We start from the raw sequence: 25,568 nt of genomic DNA, 5'->3' as shown, positions 1-25,568 counted from the left end.
CGATTCTCGGCGCTCTACGGGGTTTGCACAAAGGGATAAAAAGGATGGGTTGCATGATTAAAACTCATGCTGGAGAGTTTCTGCTAGGGTGACCGAATCCCGCTATAGGAGCTTTCCGAATGTCCCGTCGTCTTCCTCCCTTGTATGCCCTGCGCGCATTCGAAGCGGCGGCGCGGCACAGCTCGTTTACCCGTGCGGCCGAAGAATTATCGATCACCCAAAGCGCGGTCAGTCGGCATATTCGTACGCTCGAAGAGCATTTTGCCTGTCGGCTGTTTCACCGCAGCGGGCGCAATCTGCAACTGACCGAGTCGGCGCGCTTGATCCTGCCCGGCATTCGCGAAGGCTTCACCGCCCTGGAGCGGGCCTGCAATACGTTGCGCGCCGAAGATGACATCCTGCGCATGAAAGCGCCGTCGACCCTGACCATGCGTTGGCTGCTGGCACGGCTCAGCCGCTTTCGGCACCTGCAACCGGGCAACGAGGTGCAATTGACCAGCGCCTGGATGGACGTCGACTCGGTGGACTTCAACCATGAACCGTTCGACTGCGCCGTCATCCTCAGCAACGGGCATTTTCCGCCGGACTGGGAGGCGAGTTTCCTGTTCCCGGAAGAGCTGATTCCAGTCGGCGCGCCGAATCTTCTGCAGGATCAACCGTGGGATGTTGCACGGCTGGCCAATGCCGAACTGCTGCACCCGACACCGGATCGTCGCGACTGGCGCAGTTGGCTGGAGCGCATGGGGCTGGCGGATCAGGTGTCGCTCAAGGGCGGGCAGGTGTTCGACACGCTGGAACTGGGCATGATCGCCGCCGCCCGAGGTTATGGCGTGTCCATGGGCGATCTGTTGATGGTCGCGGAGGATGTGGCGCAGGGACGCTTGAGTTTGCCGTGGCCGACGGCCGTCGCCAGCGGTGAGAATTATTACCTCGTATGGCCGAAAACACGCCCCGGAGGTGAACGTTTGCGCAGGCTCAGCGACTTCCTGCAAGGCGAAGTCCGAGCAATGGAATTGCCCGATGTCCAGCACTTGAGCTGAATCGATAGAGCCGCCGCAATGGCGGCCTTGAGCCATACCCCGGCTAATTACTCAAGTATTCAGGTTTGCCGCCGAAAATCTGCAGGTGGAACCTTCGTGCAGGTTCGCCGTAATTCCCATTAGAAATTTTGCTGAGTGTGCGTCGTGATCAGGATGATCCGGTCACTCGGCCAGGAGCTGTCATGTCTCAACCTCGTGCCCGGATCGCCTCACAGCTTGGTCTTGCGCTTGCCGTGATACTGGCGATTGTCATCAGCGGCAGTACCGTGTTCGCCCTGCGCTCGCTGGACACCGCCAACCTTGCCACCCGCGAAGAGCATTTGGCCAGTGAAGCCCGGTTGCTGGCCGATCAGTTGAGCACCTTTCACGGCACGTTGCGTGAAAGCACCCAGCGCCTGAGCGGTCTGTTCGAGAAGCGCTTCAGCGGCGGTTTGAGCGTGCACCCGGATGAACCGGTGGCGGTAGCGGGCGCGCAGACGCCGGGCCTGCACCTGGGCAGCGAAGTGCTGAACAACAATTTCAAGGAAGTGGATGAGTTCAAGCAAATGACCGCCGGCGTTGCGACGGTGTTTGTGCGCAGCGGCGATGACTTCATTCGGGTCAGCACGTCCCTGAGCAAACAGGACGGCAACCGGGCCATCGGCACCTTGCTGGATCATGCTCATCCGGCCTATGCGCGCTTGATGGCGGGGCAAAGCTATGTCGGTCGCGCCTTGCTCTTCGACCGCTCCTACATGACTCAGTACACCCCCGTACGTGACAGCGGCGGTAAGGTGATTGCTGTTCTGTTCGTAGGATTCGACTACACCGACGCGCAGAATGCGCAGTTTGCCAACCTCAAGCGCTTCCGTATCGGCCAGACCGGTTCCCTGGCGCTGCTGGATGAGCAGAGCAAATGGCTGGTGCCGATCGCGGGCGTACAAGCGCTGGATCAGGCGACTCCGACCATCGTTGGTTTGGCGAAAACGCCGGGCAAGGGCGAGTTCTGGAGCGACAAGTCCGAAGATTTCTACAGCATTGCCGTACCGTTTGAAGGCGGCCCATGGTCGGTCGTGGCGAGCATGCCGAAAGCTGAAATCCGTGCCGTGACCTGGAGTGTTGGTATTCAATTGGCGATTGGCAGTCTGTTGGCGATGTTGATCGCTGTGGGTTCGGCGGTCTGGTTGCTGCGCAGCAAACTCGCGCCGCTGGGTGATCTGGTGCGTCAGGCTGAAGCCTTGGGGGCCGGTGATTTGAGCGTGCGGCTGAACGTGTCGAGCAACGATGAGATCGGTCAGCTGGCCCGCGCTTTCAACCAGATGAGCCAAGCTTTGTCGACCATGGTTGAGCACATCCGCAAAGCTTCGCAAGAGGTCAACAGCCGCGCCCAGGCCTTGTCCGGTCTTTCCGGCGGCGCCTATGAAGGGATGGAGCAGCAGTCGGGCGAAATCACTAGCATGGCCGGCGCCGTGGAAGAGTTCAGCGCCACCTCCCTGAACATTGCCGACAACATGGGCAGCACTCAGCGTCTAGCTCAAGAAAACGCACAGCAAACCCAGATCGGTCGTACGTCGATGGACGAAGCGTCCACGTCCCTGGAGCAAATCGCTGGCGCGCTGAACAGCACGGCGACGGTGATCAATACCTTGGGTCAGCGCTCCCAGGAAATCGGCGGCATTGTCGGTGTGATTACCTCGATTGCCGATCAAACCAACCTGCTAGCGCTCAACGCCGCCATCGAAGCCGCTCGTGCCGGTGAGCAGGGGCGTGGTTTTGCCGTCGTGGCCGATGAAGTTCGTAACCTGGCCTCACGCACTCGCGAAGCGACCAACGAAATTTCCGGCATGATCCAAAGCATTCAGCAAGAAACCGGTAACGCCATCAGCACTATGGAGCAGGGTAACCTGTTGATGCAGGAAGGCCTGTCGCGCAACGCCAACGTGGCTTCGGCCTTGGCGCGGATCGATGAGCAAAGCCGCTCGGCCGGTCAGCAATTCGCGGCGATCACCACCGCCACTCAAGAACAGAGCAGTACCGCAACCTTGCTCAGCAGCAACCTGCAAAGCATTGCTCTGGCGAACAGTGAGCAGCGTGAAGTGGTGTCCAATCTGGCGATCACCGCCAAAGAGCTGGAGAAGCTGGCGGCGGATTTACGGCATGAGGTTGACCGGTTCCGTTGAGGCACCGCCGCATTCTTTCTCTGCCATGAGCTGAGTTGTGTTGTTTTTAAGCTTGATGAATCGTTTCAGCAAGTCTATAAAAACGACACAACTCCAAGAAAGGCTCCTGTCATGACTCCGCTCAAACTCATTATCGCTCTCGGCGCATTGTCGGCTACCTCCCACGCCATGGCTTGGGATTACGTGTTGCTCGACACCGACAAAGCGGCCCAGAACTGGCAGATCACCAGTCAGCAGCTCGGCATCAAAACCGACAAACCCTTCTCGGTCACCCTGCGCACCTTGCACGGTGGTCGGCAGGAGGGTGTCAGCATCATCGACATCGATAACGGCAACATGAAACTCTCGGTGGTGCCGACCCGTGGGATGAACGTCCTGCAGGCGTCGGTCGGTAATGTGCGCATGGGTTGGGATTCGCCGGTCAAGGACGTGGTCAATCCGTCCTTCATCGAACTCAACGGCCGCGGCGGGCTGGGCTGGCTCGAGGGCTTTAACGAGCTAGTCGCCCGCTGCGGCTATGAGTGGGTCGGTCACCCCGGCATGGACAACGGTGAACTGCTGACGCTCCACGGTCGCGCCGCCAACATTCCGGCCAGCAAAGTCACGTTGCACATCGATGAAAAAGCGCCTTACACCATCAGCCTGCGCGGCGAGCTGAAAGAGCAGGCGTTCAAGAAAGTCGACTTCTCGGTGATGACTGAGCTGGTCACCGAGCCTGGCAGCGTAGCGTTCGCCCTCAACGACACCCTCACCAACAACGGCGATTATCCAAAGGAATACCAGGCGCTGTACCACAGCAACTTCAGCACCCCATTCCTGGAACAGGGCGCCCGATTCGCCGCACCGGTGAAACAGGTCTCGCCGTTCAATGACAAGGCCAAAGGGGATCTGCCGGACTGGCAAACCTACCGTGCGCCGACCAAGGACTACGACGAGACGGTTTACAACGTCGTGCCGTATGCCGACGCCAAGGGCGATACGCTGACCGTGCTGCATAACAAGGCCGGCAGCCTCGGGGTTTCGGTGGGTTTCAATACTCAGCAGTTGCCGGTGTTCTCCCTGTGGAAAAACACGGACACCCAAGGGCAGGGCTATGTCACGGGGCTGGAACCGGGGACGAGTTTTTCCTACAACCGCCGGTATCAGCGGCCACTGAACCTGGTGCCGACAATTGGGCCGAAGGAACAGAAGCAGTTCCGGATCAGCTACAGCTTGTTAGCGGATAAGGCGGCTGTGGATAAGGCGTTGAAGCGGGTGAGCGAGATTCAGGGTGGTCGGGAGACAGAAGTGCGGCAGACGCCATTGGTTGACCTCACCAAGGGCTGATGTCCCGTCCGTTTACTTCAAATCGCTGAAAGCTTCCTCAACGGCACGTGCGATGCGTTCTCCTAACTTGGGTCTCTCTGGCTTGACCGGCGTGTACCTATCTCGCTGCTGACGGGAAATGGTTGTACAGGCGTTATCCGGTGTTCGCGAGAGAGCCAGACATAGCCGATGTTGGACATAAATTCGCTTACTCGTGCAAAAAAACGGTTAGAAATGCATGTTTCATTAAAAAAACGCTTACAAAATGAAGGAATTCGGAAAAGACGCTTACAAAACTACCTAAAGACTCGTCGGCCTATATTGCAAGGCTTCCGCCAAATGCTCGCGTTTGATCTCATCGGTTTGCTCAAGGTCCGCCAAGGTGCGAGCAACCTTGAGCAGTCGATGGGCCGCTCGAAGGGACAAGGTCAGCCGTTCACACGCCGTTTCCAGCCAGGTTTCGTCAACTGTGGATAACTTGCAGTGTCTGCGCAGGCCCGGCAAATCGAGGAATGCATTGGCGCAGCCCTGGCGTTTTTGTTGCCGTTCTCGTGCATCGGCGACCAACCCGGCGGCGGTGGCAGTATCGTCGCCGGGTTTTAACGCAGGATTCAGCGCCGTGGCTTCGCGAGCAACCGTCAGGTGCAGATCGATGCGGTCCAGCAGCGGCCCCGACAGTTTGTTGCGGTAACGCTGGACCATGTCCGGTGTACAACTGCATTTACCGCTGGGCTCGCCAAGATATCCACAGGGGCACGGGTTCATTGCGGCCACTAATTGAAAGCGGGCCGGAAACCTCACTCGATCCTTGGCGCGGGATATCACGATGTGGCCGGATTCCAGCGGTTCCCTTAACACCTCCAACACCTTGCGATCGAATTCCGGGAGCTCATCGAGGAACAACACACCATGGTGGGCGAGGGTGATTTCGCCAGGTTGCGGTTTCGAGCCACCGCCCACCAGTGCCGGGCCTGAAGCGGAGTGGTGTGGCTGTCGGAAGGGGCGCTGTGGCCAATGACTCAACGGCACACAACTGGCGACGGATTGAATCGCCGCGACTTCCAGCGCTTCACTCTCGGCCAATGGCGGTAACAGCCCCGGCAGACGACTCGCCAACAACGTTTTCCCCGTCCCCGGCGGGCCGCTGAACAGCAAGTTATGAGCCCCTGCCGCCGCAATCAGCAACGCGCGCTTGGCCGCGAGTTGTCCCTGCACTTCATTCAAATCGGGGTAGGGTTTGCTGGCGTAGAGCAAGCCATTGGAAGCGTAGGGGGCGATGGGCGTGTGGCCATTGAAATGCGCGACCGCTTCCAGCAAATGATCCACCGCAATCACTTTTAACCCCGAAGCCAGGCAGGCCTCCTCGGCATTCGCTCGCGGCACCACCAGCGTGCGCCCGGCCTTGCGCGCCGCCAGCGCCGCCGGCAATACACCCCGAACCGCCCGCACCGCCCCTGACAGTGCCAACTCCCCCAAACACTCCACGTCATCCAGCGTCAATGTCGGCACTTGCACGCTGGCCGAGAGAATCCCCAAGGCAATCGCCAGATCGAATCGCCCGCCGTCCTTCGGTAGATCGGCGGGCGCGAGATTCAAGGTGATGCGGCGCGCCGGAAACTGCAGGCCTGAATTGATGATCGCACTGCGCACTCGATCCTTGCTTTCCTTCACGGCGGCTTCAGGCAAACCGACCATCGTCAGCGACGGCAAACCGTTGGCCAGATGGACTTCGACGGTGACGGCAGGCGCATCCACGCCAATCTGGGCGCGGCTGTGGACGATGGAGAGGGACATGGTCGTTCCTTGAGCTGGCGAGGACCGCTTCCTGCGGGTTTTTTGAAGGGTAGTTGGCGGTGGAAATTCTGGTGGGGTGGTTTAGGCGGCAAACTTTCACTGGATGTTGCGAGTACAAAGCAGGCCAATCGCAAGGCACAAAAAAACCGCCACTCGGGCGGTTTTTTCGGGAAGCCTAGTCAGACTCGTGCACCTGCAAGCAAGCCATCAGGTTCAAGTTCTTTGCCATACGTTGCAGCCACTTTAAAAAAAGCGATGTTGGCTGGCAGAAACGTTTCCGGCTAAACGGAGCGCCTCGGCATGATACTCAGCGATCATTAACGGCTTCGCTTTTTGCTTTTTGCTTTTCATAGACACCTCGCGTGCCTGGATGAGTGTTCGAGCCAATCAGTTTAAGAGATGTGCTTACTTGTGAGGCAATGGGAATTGGAGGTTTTTTTTGTAGGAGTCAGCTTGGTTTTGAAGACCTTCTAAAGGGCGCAGGTAGTCCTTTTCCTAGATTTTTGAAAGGGAGGCCAAAAGTCAAAACAGCACGTTTGCATTTGTGAGTTCAGGTTATACGCTCAAGATTAATGCATAACGTTAAGCTTTAAATTATGATCGTTAGCTTTAAATGTTCTGAGACCGAGTACCTGTTTCGCAGCGACCGGAAAGTGTTGAAATCGTCGATTATCACTGAGGTGAATATGACTAAGAATGGTATGCGCCCGGTTCATCCCGGCGAGATCCTCAAAGAGGAATACCTGGAGCCTCTGAACCTTACGGCTGCTGCTTTGGCCAGAGCATTGAGCGTCTCGACACCGACGGTGAACGACATCGTGCTTCAGCGTAGGGGCGTCAGTGCAGACATGGCGCTCAGGCTTTCCATCTGCCTGGATACGACCCCAGAATTTTGGCTGAACCTGCAATCGACATACGATTTGCGCAAAGCCGAGATTGAACGGGGTGCCGTGATTCGAGATCAGGTTGAGCGTCTTCCTCACTGCGCCTGATCTTTCGTATTAATTGAACCCCACGTTAAATGCGTGGGGTTCTTTTTTGGGGATCAGAATGCTTGGAGCACCTTCGATACTCGCCTCCACCAAGGTTCGTTGACGGCGCTTCGTGGTCGATCTTGGTCCGGCAACATCTGCGGAACGTCTTGCAACCGAATCCACGGCTGGTTGTTCCAGTGCAGCAAACTCAATGACATCTCCGGCCAGTTCAGCAGGCTCAGAATCGGGCGCTCTGTTGAGGCGGGTTGTTGGGCGTCTCTGAGGGCTGGCACCACGTCGTGGGTCAGCCATTCGCGCAGGCCTCGATATTCGGGGCAGTAGTGGTAGATCAGTAACGCGTAGACGCCGGATTCGCTGATCAGCAGTGTGTTTTCGATGCTGCCGTGGATGAGCATTCGTAATGTTTGGTGTTGGTCGGGGTCGAGTTTTCGGACGGCTCGTTCGTCGAGGTAAAGGCGCAGGAGGCGGCCGAGGTCACGGGCGCTGAACCAGGGTTGGTTTTCTATTAGAAGGGCGTGGAGGTTGAGTTTGTGGCGAGTGAAGACTTGGGGTATTAAATAGTTTTCGTCCATGGTGCAGTTCTCGGGATCAAATGAAGAAAACTGCCTCTGATCGTCGCCAAACGAAAAGGGTGGCAGCCATGCGCGGGTTGGCGAACCGGTGACGCCCGAAAACCGGCAGACCCGAAGGTCTCCCACGCATAGCCGCCATAATTCGAGATGGGAACAAATTCCCCGGTCGAATGTGGTCGCGGTGCGTCGGGGTCTTCCGGGTCGCCAAACCCAGAGCTGAACATTCAGCTGGGGATGAGCATAGGAACTGGAGGTCTTACGACGCAATCGGACGGCGGTGGTTTTGTTGTAGGAAGGTGCTTGGATTTTTGAGCGCTTAAAGATCAAAAGATCGCAGCCTTCGGCAGCTCCTACGGTTGAATCTGAAGGTCGTTCCGACCTTATCGCGAGCAGGCTCGCTCCCACAGTGGATTGGGTTTCACCGTGGGATCTGCGGTGTTACTCGACTGGTGGATTCAGCTTCGCTTCAAGTTCCGCCACCTTCGCCTCAAGGCTCTCCAATCGTGCCCGGGTCCGTGCCAGCACGACCATCTGGCTATCGAATTCTTCCCGGCTCACCAGATCCAGCTTGCTGAAGCCGCTCTGCAACAGAGCCTTGAACTGGCTTTCGATTTCGCTTTTCGGCAGTGGGGTGTCGCCGCTGAAGAGGCGGGAGGCGGTGCCGCTCAGGGCATCGAGGAAGTCTTTGGGCGCGAGCATGGGAAATGTCCTGTCAACAATGGCGGGCAGTGTATCACGCAGCGTCTATAGTCAATCTCGCCGTCAGGGGTGCACGCTTTTCGCGCATGGGGACGGACGGCTACGCACTGTTGTTGTGCGTATCCGTCGGGCCATGTGCGCGAAGCCGCTTTCAGCAGCGGCCAAAGGCTTGAAATCAGTGGGTTTTGGCGAGATGGCAAGCTTTCTGCTTAGTCGGTAGTGACCCATGCACTGATGCAGTCGCTGTGACGAATGCAGTGCGCCAAGCGGAACGGGGGAAGTGTTTCGTGCGGAGTGGTTAGCAGGCGTCGGACGGGCAGGTAAGGCCGACGATGCGTTACAAAGCCAGGCACTGCGCTTAGACTTGAGTCGGGTTTGTTTTCCTGGGGCAAGTCCACCAATTCGGGAGAGAGTTTTCATGAAGCTAGTCACTGCCATCATCAAGCCGTTCAAACTGGACGACGTACGCGAGTCGCTGTCCGAGATCGGCGTGCAGGGCATTACCGTTACTGAAGTCAAAGGCTTCGGTCGGCAGAAGGGTCACACCGAGCTGTACCGCGGCGCGGAATACGTGGTCGATTTCCTGCCAAAGGTGAAGATCGATGTCGCCATTGACGACAAGGATCTTGACCGGGTTATCGAGGCGATAACCAAGGCTGCCAACACCGGCAAGATCGGTGACGGCAAGATCTTCGTGGTTAATCTGGAACAGGCGATTCGCATCCGTACCGGCGAAACCGATACCGACGCAATCTAAGCCGCCACACACCCAACGCCCCAGGAGAAAACAATATGACTCTGCGTAAATTCGCAGGGCTAGGAGCCCTGTTGTCCCTCGTAATGCCCGGCCTGGTTGTGGCGGCAGACGAAGTGGCAGCCCCAGTCCTCAACTCCGGCGACACCGCCTGGATGATGACCTCGACAGCCCTCGTGCTGTTCATGACCATTCCCGGCCTCGCGCTGTTCTACGGCGGCATGGTTCGCTCCAAAAACATTCTTTCCGTGATGATGCAGTGCTTTGCCATTACCGGCCTGATCAGCATCCTGTGGGTCATTTATGGCTACAGCATCGCGTTCGACACCACCGGCATGGAACAGGGCGTCGTCAACTTCAACTCATTCTTCGGCGGCATGGGCAAGGCTTTCCTCGCCGGTGTCACGCCATCGAGCCTGACCGGTCCCGCGGCGTTGTTCCCTGAGGCGGTGTTCATCACCTTCCAGATGACCTTTGCCATCATCACCCCTGCGCTGATCGTCGGTGCCTTCGCCGAGCGGATGAAGTTCTCCGCGATGCTGATCTTCATGGGCGTCTGGTTCACCCTGGTTTATGCACCGATTGCGCACATGGTCTGGTCCGGTAACGGCGGCCTGATGTGGGACTGGGGCGTGCTGGACTTCGCCGGCGGCACCGTGGTGCACATCAACGCCGGTGTGGCCGGTCTGATTGCCTGCCTGGTACTGGGCAAACGCAAAGGCTTCCCGACCACCCCGATGGCGCCGCACAACCTCGGTTACACCCTGATGGGTGCCGCCATGCTGTGGGTCGGCTGGTTCGGCTTCAACGCCGGTTCTGCTGCTGCGGCCAACGGCACTGCGGGTATGGCGATGCTGGTGACCCAGATCGCAACCGCCGCCGCTGCATTGGGTTGGATGTTCGCCGAGTGGGTCACTCACGGCAAACCAAGTGCTCTGGGTATCGCTTCGGGTGTTGTGGCCGGTCTGGTTGCAATCACACCAGCCGCTGGCACCGTAGGCCCGATGGGTGCTCTGGTCATCGGCCTGGCAGCCGGCGTGGTGTGCTTCTTCTGCGCCACCACTCTGAAACGCAAACTCGGTTATGACGACTCCCTGGACGCCTTCGGTGTGCACGGTATCGGCGGTATCCTCGGTGCGATCCTGACCGGTGTCTTCGCTGCACCGGCCCTGGGTGGCTTCGGCACTGTCACCGACATCGGTGCACAAGTCTGGATTCAGTTGAAAGGCGTGGGCTTCACGGTGATCTACACCGCGATCGTCACCTACATCATCCTCAAGGTCCTGGACGCCGTCATGGGTCTGCGCATCACTGAGGAAGAAGAGGCGGTCGGCATCGATTTGGCGCTTCACAACGAACGCGGCTACAACTTGTAAGTACGCGCACAAAAAACTTGCCCGGCTTGCCGGGCATTTTTTTGTCTGGAGTTTGTCAGTGAAGGAACTGCTGAAAGGTTTTTTCGTACACGTTTAGTGGCGTTTACGACGAGCGTTTTTCTGCGGCCAATGGCTTACATGATTGAAGGAATATTAGGGCCTTTGTTTTTTCCCAGAGCGCGCTAGAATGCGCCCCGAACGTGCGGAGAACTGTATGTGGCAACAGACTCTGATTACCCTGCGGGCGAGGCCCCGGGGCTTTCATCTGGTAACGGACGAGTTACTCGCCGGCCTGCCTGAAATCAAGGCATGTCGGGTCGGTCTGTTGCATTTGTGGCTGCAGCATACCTCGGCGTCGTTGACCATCAACGAGAACGCCGATCCGGCGGTACGTCGCGACTTCGAACGATTTTTTAATCGTCTGATCCCACAAGGAACAGACGGCTATGAGCATAACGACGAAGGCCTGGACGACCTCCCGGCGCACTTCAAGGCCAGCGTACTTGGCTGTCAGCTCAGTTTGCCGATTTCGGCAGGCCGACTGGCGCTGGGAACCTGGCAAGGCGTTTATCTGGGCGAGCACCGTGATTATGGCGGTGCCCGTAAAGTCCTCGCCACCGTGCACGGTGAAGGGGCATAAGCCGTTGGTCACCAATGGCGGTTGAATTTTTTCCAGCAGCCGTCGACAGACGGCAAAGCTGGGCTATAACTAATCTGCTTTTCGCAAGTCATGAGGTAGAACATGAGCGACGATGATCTGGAAAACGACGACCTCGAAGTAGGCGACGACGAAACCGAAGAAGGTCTGGAAACTGCAGCGGAAGACGTTGCTGACGACGATGGCGGTGAAGCGCCCGTTCCGACCGCCAAAGGCAAGGCCAAGGCAGCGGTATCGGTCGATGAGCTGCCGAGCGTTGAAGCCAAGAACAAAGAGCGTGACGCTCTGGCACGCGCCATGGAGGAGTTTCTCTCCAAAGGCGGAAAGGTGCAGGAAGTGGAGGCCAATGTGGTCGCCGATCCTCCCAAGAAGCCTGACAACAAGTACGGTAGCCGGCCTATCTAAGCGCCTGCAGCTTGCTTGCTGAAAAAGCCCGCCGTCGCTGCGGGCTTTTTCATGGGTGAAATAAAAATCTTGGGCCTGCGTCGATCCCCTGTGGGAGTGAGCCTGCTCGCGATAGCGATGTGTCAGGCAATATAAATACTGAATGTCACTCCGCTATCGCGAGCAGGCTCACTCCCACAAGGGGAATATCGGTGATCTCAGGATCAGTGTTGGGCGTTCCAGAGGGCCAACAATGCCGGCAACTCGCTCAGGCTGCGAATCTCGGCATCCGGTGCCTTCTCGGCTTCCCAAACTTTGCCCGCCGGGTTAAACCAGATCGCCCGCAATCCCGCCTGCTGGGCGCCGGCAATGTCGTCACCTGGATGATCGCCGATATGCACGGCCGTCTCGGCCGTCGCACCACCACGCTGCAACGCCTCATGAAACAGTCGCGCATCCGGCTTGCCGATGCCGATGTCTTCGGCGCACAAGGCAAACTTGAAGTAATCCGCCAGCCCTAAGCGGCGCACATCGGCGTTGCCGTTGGTGACCACGCCGAGGGCGTAGTGATTGGCCAGAGTCTCCAGGGTCGGTTGCACGTCCGGGAAAATTTCCAGTTGATGCCGGGCATGCAGAAATACCTCAAAACTCTGATCGGCCAGGTCTGCGGCCTGACCCTGGTCGTAACCGGCCTCTTCCAGTGCGTGGAACAAGACTCGGCGACGCAGGGCGCTGATGCGATGCTTGAGACTTGGTTCGTTGCTCAGGATCCGCTCGCGAATCGCCCACAAATGCTCCACCGGCACGGCGCCCAGATTCGGTGCTTGCTCGGTCAGCCATTCACGCAATACGGCTTCGGCGCTGACGATCACCGGGGCGGTATCCCACAGGGTGTCGTCGAGGTCGAAGGTGATCAACTGAATTCTCATGACTCATCGCCTTTGATGCGTTTGGCCCTTGGATGGGCGCTGTCGTAAACCGTCGCCAGGTGCTGGAAGTCCAGGTGGGTGTAGATCTGGGTGGTTTTGATGTCCGCGTGACCGAGCAATTCTTGAACCGCCCGCAAGTCCTGGGAGGATTCCAGCAAATGGCTGGCGAAGGAGTGTCGTAGCATGTGCGGATGCAGGTTCTGTCCCAGCTCGCGCTCGCCAGCGGCTTTAACCCGCACCTGAATCGCCCGTGGGCCGAGGCGCCGGCCTTGCTGGCTGACAAACACCGCGTCGTCCGCAGGGTTGGTCATGGCCCGCAGCGGCAGCCACAACTCCAGTGCTTCGCGAGCTTTTTTGCCGACCGGCAGCAGTCGAGTCTTGCTGCCCTTGCCGAGCACTTGAACCATGCCGTCGGCCAGGTCCAGCTGATCCAGATTGAGCCCGGTCAGTTCCGACAGCCGCAAACCCGAGGAATAGAACAGCTCCAGAATTGCCTGATCCCGACGCGCCAGGAAATCATCCTCCACTGCGCCCTCAAGCAGTTGCAGTGCGCGGTCGGTGTCGAGGGTTTTCGGCAGGCGTCGTTCGCCCTTCGGCGGTGCCAGGCCGTTGGCCGGGTCGTGGTCGCAGAGGCCTTCGCGGTTCAAATAATGATAGAGCCCACGCACCGCCGACAGCAGCCGCGCCAGGCTACGGGACGATTGACCCTGTGAATGCAGGCGTGCGATCAGGCTGCGCAGGCGCTGGATGTCCAGGGCGGCCCAACTGCTGATGTTCTGTTTGACGCACCAGCCCAGCACTTTGTCGAGGTCGCGACGGTAGGCGTACAGCGTGTGAGGCGACACCTGCCGCTCACTGCGCAGGTGTTCGCAGTAAGCGTCCAGTTGCCGTTCCACGATCAGCGTACCGAGCGCAGGGAGGTGTTGACCCGTGGCAGCACGCGGCCCATGACTTCGGCGATGTAGCTGAGGAACAGCGTGCCCACCGAGCTCTTGTAGTGCTGCGGGTCGCGGCTGGCGATGGCCAGGACGCCGTGGATGCCTTGGTAGCTGATGGCGACGACGGCGGTGGAACCGATCTGCTTGCGCTGTTCTTCGCCGAACAGGAAGTCCAGTTCGTGTTCACGCAGGCTGCCGCTGACGCTTTTGTCTTCCGAGAGCAAGCCGCCGATGGCCGTTTGCGCATCGGCATGGGTCACCCAGCGGCCCACCGGCATCGGGTTGTCACCCAGCAGGATCAGGCTGACGAAGGGCACCTGGAAGTCCTGGCGCAGACTGTCTTCGACGCTGATCACCACGTCTTCCAGGCTGGTGGCGTCCATCAGCGCGAGAATCAGGCGGCGGGTCTTGTCGAAAAGGCGGTCGTTGTCGCGGGCCACGTCCATCAAGTGCGAGAGGCGATGACGCAACTCGATATTGCGGTCGCGCAGGATGGTCATCTGGCGTTCGACCAGCGAAATGGTGTCGCCGCGCTGGTGCGGAATGCGCAAGGTTGCGAGCAGTTCTTCATGCTCGACGAAGAAATCCGGATGAGCCTCCAGGTACGCGGCAATCGCCGCCGCCTCAAGGCTTTCGGAAGGGGATTCGTCGGGCTGTAGGGCGGGAACCTGGGGCTTATCTTTCATGGATTCGACTCTCTCAAAGACGCACTTGTCCTTCATAAACGCGCACTGCCGGGCCGGTCATCATGACCGGTTGGCCAGGGCCTGCCCATTCAATGGACAGGCGCCCGCCGGGCAGGTCGATCAATAGCGGCGAATCCATCCACCCCTGGCTGATCGCGGCCACTGCGGCAGCGCAAGCGCCGGTTCCGCAAGCCTGGGTTTCCCCGGCCCCGCGTTCCCAGACGCGCAGCTGCGCGCGGTTCCGGTCGATGACCTGGAGAAAACCGACATTGACCCGCGCCGGAAAGCGCGGATGGTTTTCGATTTTAGGCCCCAGTTCATGCACCGGTGCGTTGTTGATATCGCTGACCCGCAGCACGGCATGGGGGTTGCCCATGGACACGGCGGCCAGTTCGACTGCAGTGCCGTCGACGTCAACCTGATAACTCAGGGCCTGTTCCGGCGCGTCGAACGGAATGTCGGCCGGTACCAGGCGCGGTGCGCCCATGTTGACACCGATCTGCCCGTCGCTGCGGATATCCAGTTCGATGATGCCGCTTTTGGTCTCGACGCGGATCTGCCGCTTCGCGGTCAGGCGTTTGTCGAGCACGAAACGTGCGAAACAGCGCGCACCGTTGCCGCACTGTTCCACTTCGGAGCCGTCGGCGTTGAAAATCCGGTAGCGGAAATCCACGTCCGGGTTGCTTGGCGCTTCGACGATCAGCAACTGATCGAAACCGATACCCGTATGCCGATCGCCCCATTGCTTGGCGTGTTTGGGCAGGATGTGCGCATGCTGGCTGACCAGGTCGAGGACCATGAAGTCATTGCCCAGGCCGTGCATCTTGGTAAAACGCAGCAGCATGGTTTTACTCCGGCAGCAGGCTTTCGCCAGCAAACAACTCGGCTACCGTCTCACGGCGACGCACTTCAAATGCCTGATCACCGTCCACCAACACTTCAGCGGCACGGCCGCGGGTGTTGTAGTTGGAACTCATGACAAACCCATAGGCACCGGCCGAATGCACCGCCAGCAGGTCACCTTCTTCCAGGGCCAGCTCACGATCCTTGGCCAGGAAGTCGCCGGTCTCGCAGATCGGCCCGACGATGTCGTAGGCACGGGCAGCGGAATTGCGCGGGCGCACGGCGGTGACGTCCATCCAGGCTTGATACAGCGCCGGGCGGATCAGGTCATTCATGGCTGCGTCGACGATGGCGAAGTCTTTGTGCTCGGTGTGCTTGAGGTACTCGACCTGGGTCAGCAACACGCCGGCGTTGGCGACGATAAAGCGGCCCGGCTCGAACACCAGCGCCAGGTCACGACCGTCAAGACGCTCGCGCACGGCTTTGATGTAGTCGGAAGCCAATGGCGGCTCTTCATCGCGATAACGCACGCCCAAACCACCACCGAGATCGATGTGGCGCAGGTAAATGCCGCAATCGCCGAGGCGGTCGACCAGGCCCAGCAGGCGGTCGAGGGCGTCGATGAAGGGCGGCAGGGTGGTCAGTTGCGAACCGATGTGGCAATCGACACCGACCACTTCCAGGTTTGGCAGTTGGGCGGCGCGGATGTACACGTCTTCGGCGTCGGTGATGGCGATGCCGAACTTGTTCTCTTTAAGACCGGTGGAAATGTACGGGTGGGTGCCAGCGTCGACATCCGGGTTCACGCGTAGCGAGATCGGCGCGCGAACGCCCAGCTCGGCGGCGACCACTTGCAGGCGTTCCAGCTCATCGGTGGATTCGACGTTAAAGCAGTGCACGCCGACTTCCAGGGCGCGACGCATGTCGTCACGGGTCTTGCCGACACCGGAGAAGACGATCTTGTCGGCGCTGCCGCCAGCGGCCAGTACGCGTTCCAGCTCACCACGGGAGACGATGTCGAAACCGGCGCCCAGACGCGCCAGGACATTCAGTACACCCAGGTTGGAGTTGGCCTTGACCGCAAAGCAGACCAGGTGCGGCATGCCGGCCAGTGCATCGGCAAAAGCCAGGTACTGGGCTTCGATGTGGGCGCGGGAGTAGACGTAGGTCGGTGTGCCAAAGCGTTGAGCGATGGCGGACAGGGCAACACCTTCCGCGAACAGCTCCCCGCCACGGTAGTTAAAAGCGTCCATGGCGTTCCCTTAGTAGACGTCGTGCTTGTGCGATTTGGATGCAGGTTGTTTTTGCGACGACTTGGCCTGCTCTGCAGGGTCCTGGCTGTCATCGGGCAGGTACAGCGGGCCTTTTTGACCACAGGCCGATAATAAGCTCACAAAAGCGACGAGCGAAGCGAGCGCAGCAAGGGAAGAGATCAGGCGCTTCATGGCGAAATCCTTGAAAATGCATTAATTGCGCCGGAGTATACCGGCCACCCGGCAGCTTGCCTATGCGACGGGGCTCCCGTCCGGCGGGGCTTCGCCTGATGCCGGCCAGCCAGGTGCATTCCATTGTGGGAGCGAGCCGGCTCCGGGCGGCGTTCCGACGAAGACGATGTGTCAGCCAACAACGATGTTGAATGTGCCGGCCTCTTCGCGAGCAGGCTCGCTCCCACAGGTACAGCGCTTACCATATCGATATCGACGCTTGGTCGTTATCCTTTGCAATCACCGGGGCTCGCCCGTATCTTGCGGCGCTTGAGCGTGAGTAGACACTTTTTGAGGTTCCCGCAATGAGTTTGACTGAAGCCCGTTTCCACGATCTGGTCGATGCCACCCAGCAGACGCTGGAGGATATTTTTGACGAGTGTGACCTGGATATCGATCTGGAGAGCTCGGCCGGTGTGCTCACCGTCAAGTTCGAAAACGGCAGCCAGTTGATTTTCAGCCGTCAGGAACCGCTGCGGCAGCTGTGGCTGGCGGCCGTGTCCGGCGGGTTCCACTTCGATTACGACGAAGAGAGCAAGCGCTGGATGTGTGACAAGAGCGACGAACAACTCGGCGAGATGCTCGAGCGCATCGTCAAGCAGCAAGCTGACGCCGAACTCGATTTCGAAGGTCTGTGAGATCGTGACCCAGCCTGCGCGCGTTCGTCCGCCCAAACCGCTCTACAGCAATGTCAGCCCGGCGGTGGCTTCGCCATGCAGCGGTGTGTGTCGGCTGGATGAGCAGAAGGTCTGCCTTGGGTGTTTTCGCCATGTCGAAGACATCCGCGAATGGCGCTCGGCCGATGACGATCGGCGCCGCGTTATCTGCGCCCAGGCAGTCCAGCGCAAGACCGCCACCTGAAGCCTTTACGCGACCTGCAGCTGGCGAAGCCTGCGTTCGGCTCGGGCCGCGCTCGGGCGCAGCAGTCGTAAACCCTGAATACTCGGTATTCCTGAAACACCTGATAGCCTGGTTTCACGACTGCTGCGTCCGAACGCGGCCCGAGCCGAACGCAGGCTTCGCCAGCTGCTACAAAAGTGTGTCGTCGCCCCCGACTTGTATATTTGTTGAGCTGTGATAGTGTCCGGGTACGCCTCAACTCATCGAGGCTCGTGAAAACCCCGCCTTTTTCTGGCGGGGTTTTGCTTTTTCTGTGCAGAAGAAAGGAGTCTGCCCAAATCATGACCGCACCTTCCATCACCCTTACCCGTCTGGACGTGCAACGTCTGGAGCGCCTGATCGACAGCCTGGATGACACGCTGCCGGGCGTTATCGCGCTGCAAACCGAACTGGATCGCGCCGATACCCTGGTCGGTCACGATGAAGTACCCGCCGATGTCGTGACCATGAATTCCCGTGTGCATTGCCGCGAAGAAGGCAGCGGCAAGGACTATCACCTGACGCTGGTTTATCCGAAGGATGCCAATGCCGACGAAGGCAAGATTTCCATTCTGGCGCCGGTGGGCAGCGCACTGCTCGGTCTCAAGGTTGGTCAGCACATCGACTGGCCGGCACCGGGCGGCAAGACACTGAAACTGACCCTGCTGGAAGTCGAATCGCAGCCGGCCGAGGGTGGCCACTTTCCGGAATAAACCCCTCAGACCTGCTCGAGCGCCTCGTTCAATGCGCGCTCCAGGTCAGCCTTGTAGCGCAAATACAAAATGCTTGAACTCTGACCATCACCGAGCAGGCCCGACAGGTCCAGGTCGGTGATGTAGCAGCGATAGCGTTCGGTTTCACGGCGCTGCTCGACGATTTCCCGGGCGACCACGCTGAACAGTTGGTCGCCATGTTCCAACTCTGAAAATTCCCGCTGATTGCAATACAACGTGACCTGCACCTGTCCCGGTGCGGCTTTGCCGACTATCGCCTGCACGTCGTAGAACGGTTTGTTGACCGGGGTTTGCGGCGCTGGCCGAGCTTCGACCCGACGCGCCCGTACGGGGCCGGAGGGCAGCAGTTGGTAATACAAGGTGTCCAGGTTCAGCGGCTGGGCGACGTCCATCGGCAGCAAGGCGTCGCGCCGGTACTGGATCGATTGCAGGAAACGTTGCAGTGGCACCAGCAGGCTTTGCTCGTCGTGGTAGGGCAAGCGCTGCTGCCATAAGGCATTAAATTCATCCAGCACGTACAGGTCGGCGCGGTGCTCGTTGATCCGGTAGAACACCTGAATGCAATCGGGCTGGCCCATCGGCAAGACCAGCGCCAGGTCGTGGTCTTCCAATGCCATCGGGTCCAGGTGAAGTGGGCTGTAGCTTGCCAGCACTTCGCCCAGGTAATCGACCAGCGCCGGCAGCGTGGCGAGGGCGACATGATTGACCTGGCCGGGCACCAGTTCCAGCACGTGGTAGTGCTGCTGGACCTGAATCAGGTAGCGATGATTGAGTTTGCTCAACAGCAGGTTCTGCGCGGTGTCGAGGATCTCTTCTACCCGCCGGGCGATGAACTGTGCGCGGTTGTGGCAGAAGCAACGAACCCGCAACGTGGGTTGGTGTAGCCCGCCGGGCAGGTTGTTGAGGTAATCACGCACGCAGTCGAGCAGCGCGTGGGGGCCGTCGAAGCGGCTGACCAGCACTTCGTTCCAACTGTTGAGCGTGACCTGATCCAGGGTCAGCACCAGGTTTTCCCGGACGCCGGCGTAACTGAGGGAATCGGTGCGCTCGGTGGTCATCAGGATGTTCAGGTCGCGGTGGTGCTTGAGTGGATCGACCCCGACATTCACCAGAATCAGCACTTCGCTCGGCTCACTGGCGCGCAGTAACGGTTCTTCGGCGACGGTCGTCAGGGGCAGGGCGATGCTCTGTTGCAGGCTGCCGAGCAGGTTGAACAGCTCGAACTCGCTCAGGTCGCTGCTGCCGGGATGCAAGGCCAGGCGAGTGCTGCTGTCGATCACGCCATTGCGGTGACACCAGGTCAGCAGCTCCAGCAATTGGCGGCCGCGCTTGATCGGTGCGAAATGCTCCCATTCGAGGGCCGTCAGGCTGCCGTTGTACAAGCCCCACTGAGTTTGACCCGATTCTTTTTTGTTCGGCGCGTGCACCAGCGTGAGGGTGTCTTCGGCCAAGTCCGGGGCGATGCCAGGGTTGATGAACTCGACCTTGTCGCCCTTGCGCTCGAAAGCTGCGTACAGCCGTCGACCCAGCACGTTGAGGTCGCGCTTGTTGATCAGGCTGACGGTCTGTTCGTTGCGGGCGAACTGGGCCAGGAAGCGATAGCTGTAATTGAGCTCGTTGACCAAGGCCCTGCGTTCAGAGCTGACCTGACGGACTTTCCACTGGCTGCGGCTATCGAGCAGGGCCAGTTGACGATGATCCCACTGCCATTCGTGGGCCAGGCGTTTGAGCAACGAACGCTGCCAGCTCTGAGTGCGACCGCTGCTGCCGGTGAGTTTGCGATTGACCTTCAGGTACAACGCCCGGCGTACCAGTTCCAGCCGTTCCGGCTCGCCACGGGCGGTGAGGTATTCCTCGATGCGTCGGTAGACCACGACGTACGGGTCCAGCTCGTCAAGGTCGAGCCGATTGGCAAACACCGCTTGCTTGAAGCGCAGGCTCAGGCAATGAACCTTGGGGTGTTCGCTGGCGTAGACCTCGATCAGCAGCAGTTTGAGGACCGATTTGTACGGCGACTCGATGCCCTTGAACAACTGCCAGAGTCCGGCGCCGATGAACTCCCCCGGCGGGATATAGGCCAGATGCCCAAGGTCGAGGGTTTCATCGGCACGGATGAAGCGCTTGGACATCAGCGTGTGGGTGTAACGGTCGTAGCTCGCTTCTTCGTAGACCGGCACCAGCCACCAGACGGGCGTGCGTCCGGCCAGCCAGATCGCGGTGCGATAAAACTCATCCAGTAGCAGATAATGCTGGGTGGTGCCGCAGTCTTCCGAGCTCAGTTGCGTATCACGTTCACCGCGTACGAAACGGGTCGGGTCGATCAGGAAGAAATGCGCCTCGGCGCCCTGGCTGGCGGCCCAGACTTCGAGGAGCTGGCATTTTTTGCGCAGTTCAGCGAGGTCACTTTCGCTCAAGTCCGGCCCATGACAGACCCACACGTCCATGTCGCTCTGGTCGGCCTGGGCGAGGGTGCCGAGGCTGCCCATCAGGAACAGGCCGTGAATCGGTCGCGGCGGATTGCTGCCATGGCGGGGCTTATAGGAAAACGAGCGGGTCAGGCGCTGGGCTTCGGCGAGGGTGTTGGCGTCGGGTTCGTAATTCGACAGCCCGGCCGGTGTGCTGCCCGAAACGTACCCAGGCAACAGCGGATGATTGACGTGGAAAAACAGCGGCAACAAGGTCAGCACCGCTTGCTGGCGAGTCGATAACCCTTCCATGGCGCGGGCCATACGGCCTTCGTTGAGCTTCAGAAAACGTGCGCGCAGCTGGCTGAGAACCTTGCGGTCGATTCCCTCGTCCAGATCGGGGCGGATTTCATGGTGGCGGGTCATGTCAGCTCAAACCGGCTCGCGGGGCTCAGACGTGGATGTCTGCGGATGAGGGCAGTTTAGCGCCTCGGCTCCAGGACTTTTAAGCTGATTTTGTTTTTTCTGGCGTCAGATTTTTATCGCGGGGCGACGGCAGGCAACAGGGCAGGTAACGAAATGTGCCCGCGGAAATCCCGTAGCAGGGGTTTCCGTGGGCGCTACGGTAATGCTCAGGCAGTTTCCCGGACGTTGAGAATGGTCAGAACGGTTTGCACATTTTGCGCGGCGTCACGGCCCAGGCTGGTCAGATAACCACCATCTGGCTGGGTGATCAGTTCTTTGTCGAACAGTCTTTGGGCGGCGGCAATGGCTTTCGGGGCAGCGGTCTGATGAATTTTCAAACCCTCCTGGGAACTGTCCAGGTTGAAGAGTGCGAGGATTTCCAGTTCGGCAACCAACTCAGGGGTAAGCGACATAAGGACTCCAGACTTTCTAGGAATTGGACGACAGCGTCCCTAAGGTGATCCCACTCGGGCGGCATGTCCAGTGCTCGCGACAGGGTTTTTTCGCCTTGGGAAGCATTCCCCGGTGGGCGGTGCGGCAGTGGGGTGGATTGAGTGTAGTCAGGGTCTGAGAAACGGTTGCCTGAATTGAAAAAGATCGCAACCTTCGACAGGTGCGATCTTTTGATTTTATTTCTTTTCCGGCGGCAACTCTGGCAGCGCACGCAACGCAGTTTCATACCATTCAGTGTTGAACGCGCGGTCTTCTTCGAGGATCGCGTCGATTTCCACCGCCAGAACGTGGGCCATCAGATTGAGAATTTCTTCACGCTCGTAACCCACCAATGTCAGCTTGTTGAAGGTCGCCTTGGCGGCCGGCGGGTTGTCGCTTTCGATCTGGTTTTCGATGGCTTCGACCAGGGTGTTTTCGGCGAACTCTTCTTCGTCGATGTCGTCGTCGTTGATGCCGGGGGTTGGCTCGCTCATGGCAGGCTCCTCAAGTTAAGGCGGCCAGTTTACCTGCATTCATCGCTGTGATGCTGCTGGCAAGAAACGTCGCGGCGTTCTATAAAAGGCACCTGCCAACCCCGCACGGCCCGGAGGATATGTGATGCTCAAGCTTTATGGATTTTCCGTCAGCAACTACTACAACATGGTCAAGCTGGCGCTGCTCGAGAAGGGACTGCCGTTTGAAGAGGTGCTGTTTTACCCGGGGCCGAGCCCCGAGGCATTAGCCATCAGCCCGCGCGGGAAGGTGCCGGTGCTGGGCGTCGAACAGGGTTTCGTCAACGAAACCAGCGTGATTCTTGAGTTCCTCGAACACAGCCAGAAAGGCACGCCGCTGTTGCCGAGTGATCCCTTTGAGCGGGCGCAGGTCCTGGCACTGGCCAAGGAAATCGAGCTGTACATCGAATTGCCTGGGCGTGCCTGCTACGCCGAAGCATTTTTCGGCATGACGGTGCCGGATGCGATCAAGGACAAGACCAAAGCCGAGTTGCTGCTGGGGTTTGCCTCACTGGGCAGGCACGGCAAGTTCGCCCCTTATGTGGCAGGTGACAGCCTGAGCATTGCGGATTTGTATTTCCTCTACAGCGTGCCGCTGGCCTGTGCGGTAGCGCAGAAGCTGTTTGACCTGGATTTGCTGGCCGAGATGCCGGCGGCCAAGGCGTTGCTGGAGCGTCTGGGGCAAAATCCGCATGTGCAGCGGATTGCGAAGGACAAGGACGCGGCAATGCCAGCGTTTTTGGCGATGGTCGCGTCCAAGAAGTAGGTTTTTGCAGCGTCTTCAAGACCGCTTTCGCGAGCAGGCTCGCTCCCACAGGGGAGCGCATTCCAAATGTGTGCGGGCTTGCTCCGGGCGGCGTTCCGACGATGCTTTTTGACTGCTTAGCGGCTGGCGAGCAATGCCTGGCCGCGAGCCACAGCCTTCTTGACCTGTGCCGGCGCAGTCCCGCCGATGTGGTCGCGGGCATTCACCGAGCCTTCCAGCGTCAACACGGCAAACACGTCCTGATCGATCTGGTCGCTGAACTTGCGCAGCTCTTCCAGGCTCATTTCCGCCAGGTCTTTACCGCTTTCCACGCCGTACTTCACGGCATGGCCAACGATTTCGTGGCAGTCACGGAACGGCAGGCCGCGGCGAACCAGGTAGTCGGCCAGGTCGGTAGCGGTGGAGAAACCGCGCAGGGCTGCTTCACGCATCATTGCGTGCTTGGGTTTGATCGCCGGGATCATGTCGGCAAAGGCCCGTAGTGAGTCGCGCAACGTGTCGGCGGCGTCGAACAGTGGCTCTTTGTCCTCCTGGTTGTCCTTGTTGTAGGCCAGTGGCTGGCCTTTCATCAGGGTCAGCAGGCCCATCAGCGCGCCGAATACGCGGCCGGTCTTGCCACGCACCAGCTCTGGAACGTCCGGGTTTTTCTTTTGCGGCATGATCGAGCTGCCGGTGCAGAAACGGTCCGGCAGATCGATGAACTGGAACTGCGCGCTGGTCCACAGCACCAGCTCTTCGGAGAAGCGCGACAGGTGCATCATCGCGATGCTCGCGGCCGAGCAGAACTCGATGGCGAAGTCACGATCGGACACGTTGTCCAGCGAGTTACCACCAACAGCGTCGAAGCCCAACAGTTGGGCGGTGAATTCGCGGTCGATCGGGTAGGTGGTACCCGCCAGTGCGGCGCTGCCCAGCGGCATGCGGTTGGTACGTTTGCGGCAGTCGACCAGACGCTCGTAGTCGCGGCTGAGCATCTCGAACCAGGCCAGCATGTGGTGCCCGAACGTCACCGGCTGCGCGGTTTGCAGGTGAGTGAAGCCTGGCATGATGCTGCCGGCTTCGCGCTCGGCCTGCTCCAGCAAGCCTTTTTGCAGGCGGGTGATTTCGCTCAGGATCAGGTCGATCTCGTCACGCAGCCATAGACGGATGTCGGTGGCGACCTGGTCGTTACGGCTGCGGCCGGTGTGCAGCTTTTTACCGGTGACGCCGATGCGGTCGGTCAGACGCGCCTCGATGTTCATGTGCACGTCTTCGAGGTCGATGCGCCAGTCGAATTGGCCGGCCTCGATTTCACCCTGGATGGTCTTCAGGCCATCAGTGATGCTGTCGCGCTCGGCATCGGTCAGCACGCCGACCTTGGCCAGCATCGTGGCGTGAGCGATCGAGCCCATGATGTCGTGGCGATACAGGCGCTGGTCGAAAGTGACGGAGGCGGTGAAGCGGGCGACGAAGGCGTCGACGGGTTCACTGAAGCGGCCGCCCCAGGACTGATTGGTCTTGTCAGTGCTCATGAATTCGCTCGTGTCGGCTGAAGAAAAATGGCGTAGAAAGCTGTCGCGGATAATAACAGGGTTGCCAATCCTGTCGCTGGCACTGGTCGATAGGTTTTTTTCTCAGGCGGCGGTCCATACTCGAGTCAACACCGAGGGGATTTGCGCAACGATATTTTTCATTTGAGCAATATCGTGCCGGCAACCGTCTACAGTTGGACAGTAGGATCAGCGCAGTTCCAGACGCTGCAGCTGACTATAAGAAGAGGGGGTGTTCATATTGTGTATCAACAAACCCTACGGCGATGCCTCGCCAACGCGGGCCTGGGCCGCCAAACGCACGACAGATGAAAATTTAGCCGTCGGACGGGCGGCACTTTTTGGCCCTCGCGCTAGTCTTAGCGTGGATCGCGGTGACGGACGTCACTTCACCTGTCTACGCTATCCTTGTGCGAGACTCACGCAGGAATCCAGCGCAATATGAATGTCCTGATCGTTGATGACGAACCCCTTGTCCGCGAGCGCCTGAGCCGAATGGTTGGCGAACTCGAGGGATACAGTGTCCTGGAGCCTAGCGCCACGAACGGCGATGAGGCGTTGGCTCTGATCGACAGCCACAAACCCGATATCGTGCTGCTCGATATCGGCATGCCAGGCCTCGATGGCCTGCAAGTGGCTGCACGATTGTGCGAACGCGAAACCCCGCCCGCCGTGGTGTTTTGCACAGGGCCCGATGAATTTGCCGTGGAAGCCTTACAGGCCAGCGCCGTAGGCTATCTGGTGAAACCTGTGCGTACAGAACAATTGCATGAAGCGTTGAAAAAAGCCGAGCGGCCCAATCGCGTCCAGCTCGCGGCCCTGACCCGTCCCGCCGCCGAAAGTGGCAGCGGCCCGCGCAGCCACATCAGCGCCCGTACCCGTAAAGGTATCGAACTGATCCCGTTGGGTCAGGTGGTGTACTTCATTGCGGATCACAAATACGTGACCTTGCGCCACGAAGGCGGCGAAGTGCTGCTGGATGAGCCGCTCAAGGCCCTTGAAGATGAATTTGGCGACCGCTTCGTGCGAATCCACCGCAACGCGCTGGTCGCCCGCGAACGCATCGAACGCCTGCAACGCACGCCTCTGGGGCATTTTCAGCTGTTCCTCAAAGGCTTGAACGGCGACGCCCTGATCGTCAGCCGACGGCATGTGGCCGGCGTGCGCAAGATGATGCAACAGCTTTAATCCGCCATTTACGGGCGGGTTTTATCCCGATTGCTGGATGTC

26 protein-coding genes and 1 pseudogene are annotated in these 25,568 nt (G+C 59.3%); 14 read left to right on the top strand and 13 right to left on the bottom strand.

Annotated elements, in window-relative coordinates:
- Window positions 1-119 precede the first annotated feature (119 nt).
- From QFX16_RS28290 to QFX16_RS28280, 3 genes are all read left to right on the top strand, one after another.
- Window positions 120-1,040 carry a LysR substrate-binding domain-containing protein gene (locus QFX16_RS28290; protein ID WP_283182168.1) on the top strand — a complete coding sequence of 307 codons (921 nt, stop codon included), beginning with the start codon at window positions 120-122 and terminating at the stop codon, window positions 1,038-1,040.
- Window positions 1,041-1,222: 182 nt separating this feature from the next.
- Complete coding sequence (locus QFX16_RS28285; protein ID WP_283182167.1) at window positions 1,223-3,199, top strand: methyl-accepting chemotaxis protein; 1,977 nt, start codon at window positions 1,223-1,225, stop codon at window positions 3,197-3,199.
- 111 nt (window positions 3,200-3,310) lie between these two features.
- Complete coding sequence (locus tag QFX16_RS28280) at window positions 3,311-4,525, top strand: aldose 1-epimerase family protein (protein WP_283182166.1); 1,215 nt, start codon at window positions 3,311-3,313, stop codon at window positions 4,523-4,525.
- A gap of 279 nt (window positions 4,526-4,804) precedes the next feature.
- Here QFX16_RS28280 and QFX16_RS28275 read toward each other — a convergent pair whose 3' ends face one another.
- Entirely contained in the window at window positions 4,805-6,298 is a 1,494-nt protein-coding gene (locus QFX16_RS28275) for a YifB family Mg chelatase-like AAA ATPase (RefSeq protein WP_283182165.1), read from the bottom strand.
- Window positions 6,299-6,984: 686 nt separating this feature from the next.
- Here QFX16_RS28275 and QFX16_RS28270 point away from each other — a divergent pair.
- Entirely contained in the window at window positions 6,985-7,290 is a 306-nt protein-coding gene (locus QFX16_RS28270; protein ID WP_283184651.1) for a HigA family addiction module antitoxin, read from the top strand.
- A gap of 53 nt (window positions 7,291-7,343) precedes the next feature.
- Here QFX16_RS28270 and QFX16_RS28265 read toward each other — a convergent pair whose 3' ends face one another.
- A complete protein-coding gene (locus tag QFX16_RS28265; protein WP_283184650.1) occupies window positions 7,344-7,865 on the bottom strand; it encodes a BRO-N domain-containing protein in 522 nt (173 codons plus the stop codon).
- Between the two features lie 438 nt (window positions 7,866-8,303).
- Window positions 8,304-8,564 carry an accessory factor UbiK family protein gene (locus QFX16_RS28260; protein ID WP_283182164.1) on the bottom strand — a complete coding sequence of 87 codons (261 nt, stop codon included), beginning with the start codon at window positions 8,562-8,564 and terminating at the stop codon, window positions 8,304-8,306.
- Window positions 8,565-8,982: 418 nt separating this feature from the next.
- Here QFX16_RS28260 and glnK point away from each other — a divergent pair, with 418 nt between their 5' ends.
- The 4 genes from glnK (at window position 8,983) to sutA (ending at window position 11,757) form a co-directional block, all read left to right on the top strand.
- A complete protein-coding gene (gene glnK / locus QFX16_RS28255; RefSeq protein WP_002555808.1) occupies window positions 8,983-9,321 on the top strand; it encodes a P-II family nitrogen regulator in 339 nt (112 codons plus the stop codon).
- A 35-nt stretch (window positions 9,322-9,356) separates the two neighbouring features.
- On the top strand, window positions 9,357-10,694 hold the full coding sequence (locus QFX16_RS28250) for an ammonium transporter (protein WP_283182163.1): 1,338 nt from the start codon (window positions 9,357-9,359) through the stop codon (window positions 10,692-10,694).
- Between the two features lie 214 nt (window positions 10,695-10,908).
- A complete protein-coding gene (locus QFX16_RS28245) occupies window positions 10,909-11,334 on the top strand; it encodes a secondary thiamine-phosphate synthase enzyme YjbQ (protein WP_283182162.1) in 426 nt (141 codons plus the stop codon).
- 102 nt (window positions 11,335-11,436) lie between these two features.
- A complete protein-coding gene (gene sutA / locus QFX16_RS28240) occupies window positions 11,437-11,757 on the top strand; it encodes a dormancy-specific transcriptional regulator SutA (protein ID WP_282376182.1) in 321 nt (106 codons plus the stop codon).
- A gap of 203 nt (window positions 11,758-11,960) precedes the next feature.
- Here sutA and QFX16_RS28235 read toward each other — a convergent pair whose 3' ends face one another.
- The 6 genes from QFX16_RS28235 to lptM are packed head-to-tail and all read right to left on the bottom strand — an operon-like array spanning window position 11,961 to window position 16,577.
- On the bottom strand, window positions 11,961-12,665 hold the full coding sequence (locus QFX16_RS28235) for an HAD family hydrolase (RefSeq protein WP_283182161.1): 705 nt from the start codon (window positions 12,663-12,665) through the stop codon (window positions 11,961-11,963).
- Entirely contained in the window at window positions 12,662-13,561 is a 900-nt protein-coding gene (gene xerC, locus QFX16_RS28230) for a tyrosine recombinase XerC (protein WP_283182160.1), read from the bottom strand. Before xerC ends, QFX16_RS28235 begins: the two co-directional genes overlap by 4 nt.
- Before the next feature lie 2 nt (window positions 13,562-13,563).
- Window positions 13,564-14,289 (bottom strand): DUF484 family protein, encoded by a 726-nt coding sequence (locus QFX16_RS28225; RefSeq protein WP_129440062.1) that lies wholly within the window; start codon window positions 14,287-14,289, stop codon window positions 13,564-13,566.
- Window positions 14,290-14,302: 13 nt separating this feature from the next.
- Window positions 14,303-15,133 carry a diaminopimelate epimerase gene (gene dapF, locus QFX16_RS28220; RefSeq protein ID WP_149630711.1) on the bottom strand — a complete coding sequence of 277 codons (831 nt, stop codon included), beginning with the start codon at window positions 15,131-15,133 and terminating at the stop codon, window positions 14,303-14,305.
- A gap of 4 nt (window positions 15,134-15,137) precedes the next feature.
- Window positions 15,138-16,385, bottom strand: coding sequence for a diaminopimelate decarboxylase (gene lysA / locus QFX16_RS28215; protein ID WP_283182159.1), 1,248 nt, complete (start codon window positions 16,383-16,385; stop codon window positions 15,138-15,140).
- A gap of 9 nt (window positions 16,386-16,394) precedes the next feature.
- Window positions 16,395-16,577, bottom strand: a complete 183-nt coding sequence (lptM, locus tag QFX16_RS28210; RefSeq protein ID WP_283182158.1) for an LPS translocon maturation chaperone LptM — start codon at window positions 16,575-16,577, stop codon at window positions 16,395-16,397.
- Window positions 16,578-16,921: 344 nt separating this feature from the next.
- Between lptM and cyaY the strand changes: the two genes are divergently transcribed.
- The 3 genes from cyaY to rnk all read left to right on the top strand — a co-directional run bounded on the left by cyaY (window position 16,922) and on the right by rnk (window position 18,208).
- Window positions 16,922-17,254 (top strand): iron donor protein CyaY, encoded by a 333-nt coding sequence (gene cyaY, locus QFX16_RS28205; RefSeq protein ID WP_008150266.1) that lies wholly within the window; start codon window positions 16,922-16,924, stop codon window positions 17,252-17,254.
- A gap of 4 nt (window positions 17,255-17,258) precedes the next feature.
- Window positions 17,259-17,477: a DUF1289 domain-containing protein gene (locus QFX16_RS28200; RefSeq protein ID WP_283182157.1), complete on the top strand. Its 219-nt coding sequence runs from the start codon at window positions 17,259-17,261 to the stop codon at window positions 17,475-17,477.
- 320 nt (window positions 17,478-17,797) lie between these two features.
- On the top strand, window positions 17,798-18,208 hold the full coding sequence (gene rnk / locus QFX16_RS28195) for a nucleoside diphosphate kinase regulator (RefSeq protein WP_046045088.1): 411 nt from the start codon (window positions 17,798-17,800) through the stop codon (window positions 18,206-18,208).
- A gap of 5 nt (window positions 18,209-18,213) precedes the next feature.
- On the opposite strand, the gene QFX16_RS28190 is transcribed toward rnk, so the two are convergent.
- The 3 genes from QFX16_RS28190 to QFX16_RS28180 form a co-directional block, all read right to left on the bottom strand.
- Window positions 18,214-21,060, bottom strand: coding sequence for a class I adenylate cyclase (locus QFX16_RS28190; protein ID WP_283182156.1), 2,847 nt, complete (start codon window positions 21,058-21,060; stop codon window positions 18,214-18,216).
- A 206-nt stretch (window positions 21,061-21,266) separates the two neighbouring features.
- Window positions 21,267-21,512: a TIGR02647 family protein gene (locus QFX16_RS28185; RefSeq protein ID WP_008150272.1), complete on the bottom strand. Its 246-nt coding sequence runs from the start codon at window positions 21,510-21,512 to the stop codon at window positions 21,267-21,269.
- Window positions 21,513-21,728: 216 nt separating this feature from the next.
- Complete coding sequence (locus QFX16_RS28180) at window positions 21,729-22,025, bottom strand: hypothetical protein (protein ID WP_283182155.1); 297 nt, start codon at window positions 22,023-22,025, stop codon at window positions 21,729-21,731.
- Window positions 22,026-22,149: 124 nt separating this feature from the next.
- Between QFX16_RS28180 and QFX16_RS28175 the strand changes: the two genes are divergently transcribed.
- The gene (locus tag QFX16_RS28175) at window positions 22,150-22,809 is read left to right on the top strand and encodes a glutathione S-transferase family protein (protein WP_283182154.1); all 660 of its coding nucleotides are present in this window, start codon (window positions 22,150-22,152) and stop codon (window positions 22,807-22,809) included.
- Window positions 22,810-22,925: 116 nt separating this feature from the next.
- Here QFX16_RS28175 and argH read toward each other — a convergent pair whose 3' ends face one another.
- The gene (gene argH / locus QFX16_RS28170; RefSeq protein ID WP_010465079.1) at window positions 22,926-24,320 is read right to left on the bottom strand and encodes an argininosuccinate lyase; all 1,395 of its coding nucleotides are present in this window, start codon (window positions 24,318-24,320) and stop codon (window positions 22,926-22,928) included.
- A 349-nt stretch (window positions 24,321-24,669) separates the two neighbouring features.
- On the opposite strand from argH, the pseudogene QFX16_RS29890 reads away from it, so the two are divergent.
- Both QFX16_RS29890 and QFX16_RS28160 read left to right on the top strand, forming a co-directional pair.
- Window positions 24,670-24,783, top strand: a pseudogene (locus tag QFX16_RS29890) (sensor histidine kinase); the annotation flags it as partial.
- A complete protein-coding gene (locus QFX16_RS28160) occupies window positions 24,780-25,526 on the top strand; it encodes a LytR/AlgR family response regulator transcription factor (RefSeq protein WP_283182153.1) in 747 nt (248 codons plus the stop codon). The pseudogene QFX16_RS29890 and the gene QFX16_RS28160, both read left to right, overlap by 4 nt.
- The last annotated feature ends 42 nt before the right edge of the window (window positions 25,527-25,568 follow it).

It is taken from the genome of Pseudomonas svalbardensis (assembly GCF_030053115.1).
GTDB lineage: Bacteria > Pseudomonadota > Gammaproteobacteria > Pseudomonadales > Pseudomonadaceae > Aquipseudomonas > Aquipseudomonas svalbardensis.
The sequence above is the reverse complement of the archived record's forward strand: the minus strand, read 5'-3'. Positions and strand labels throughout refer to the sequence as shown.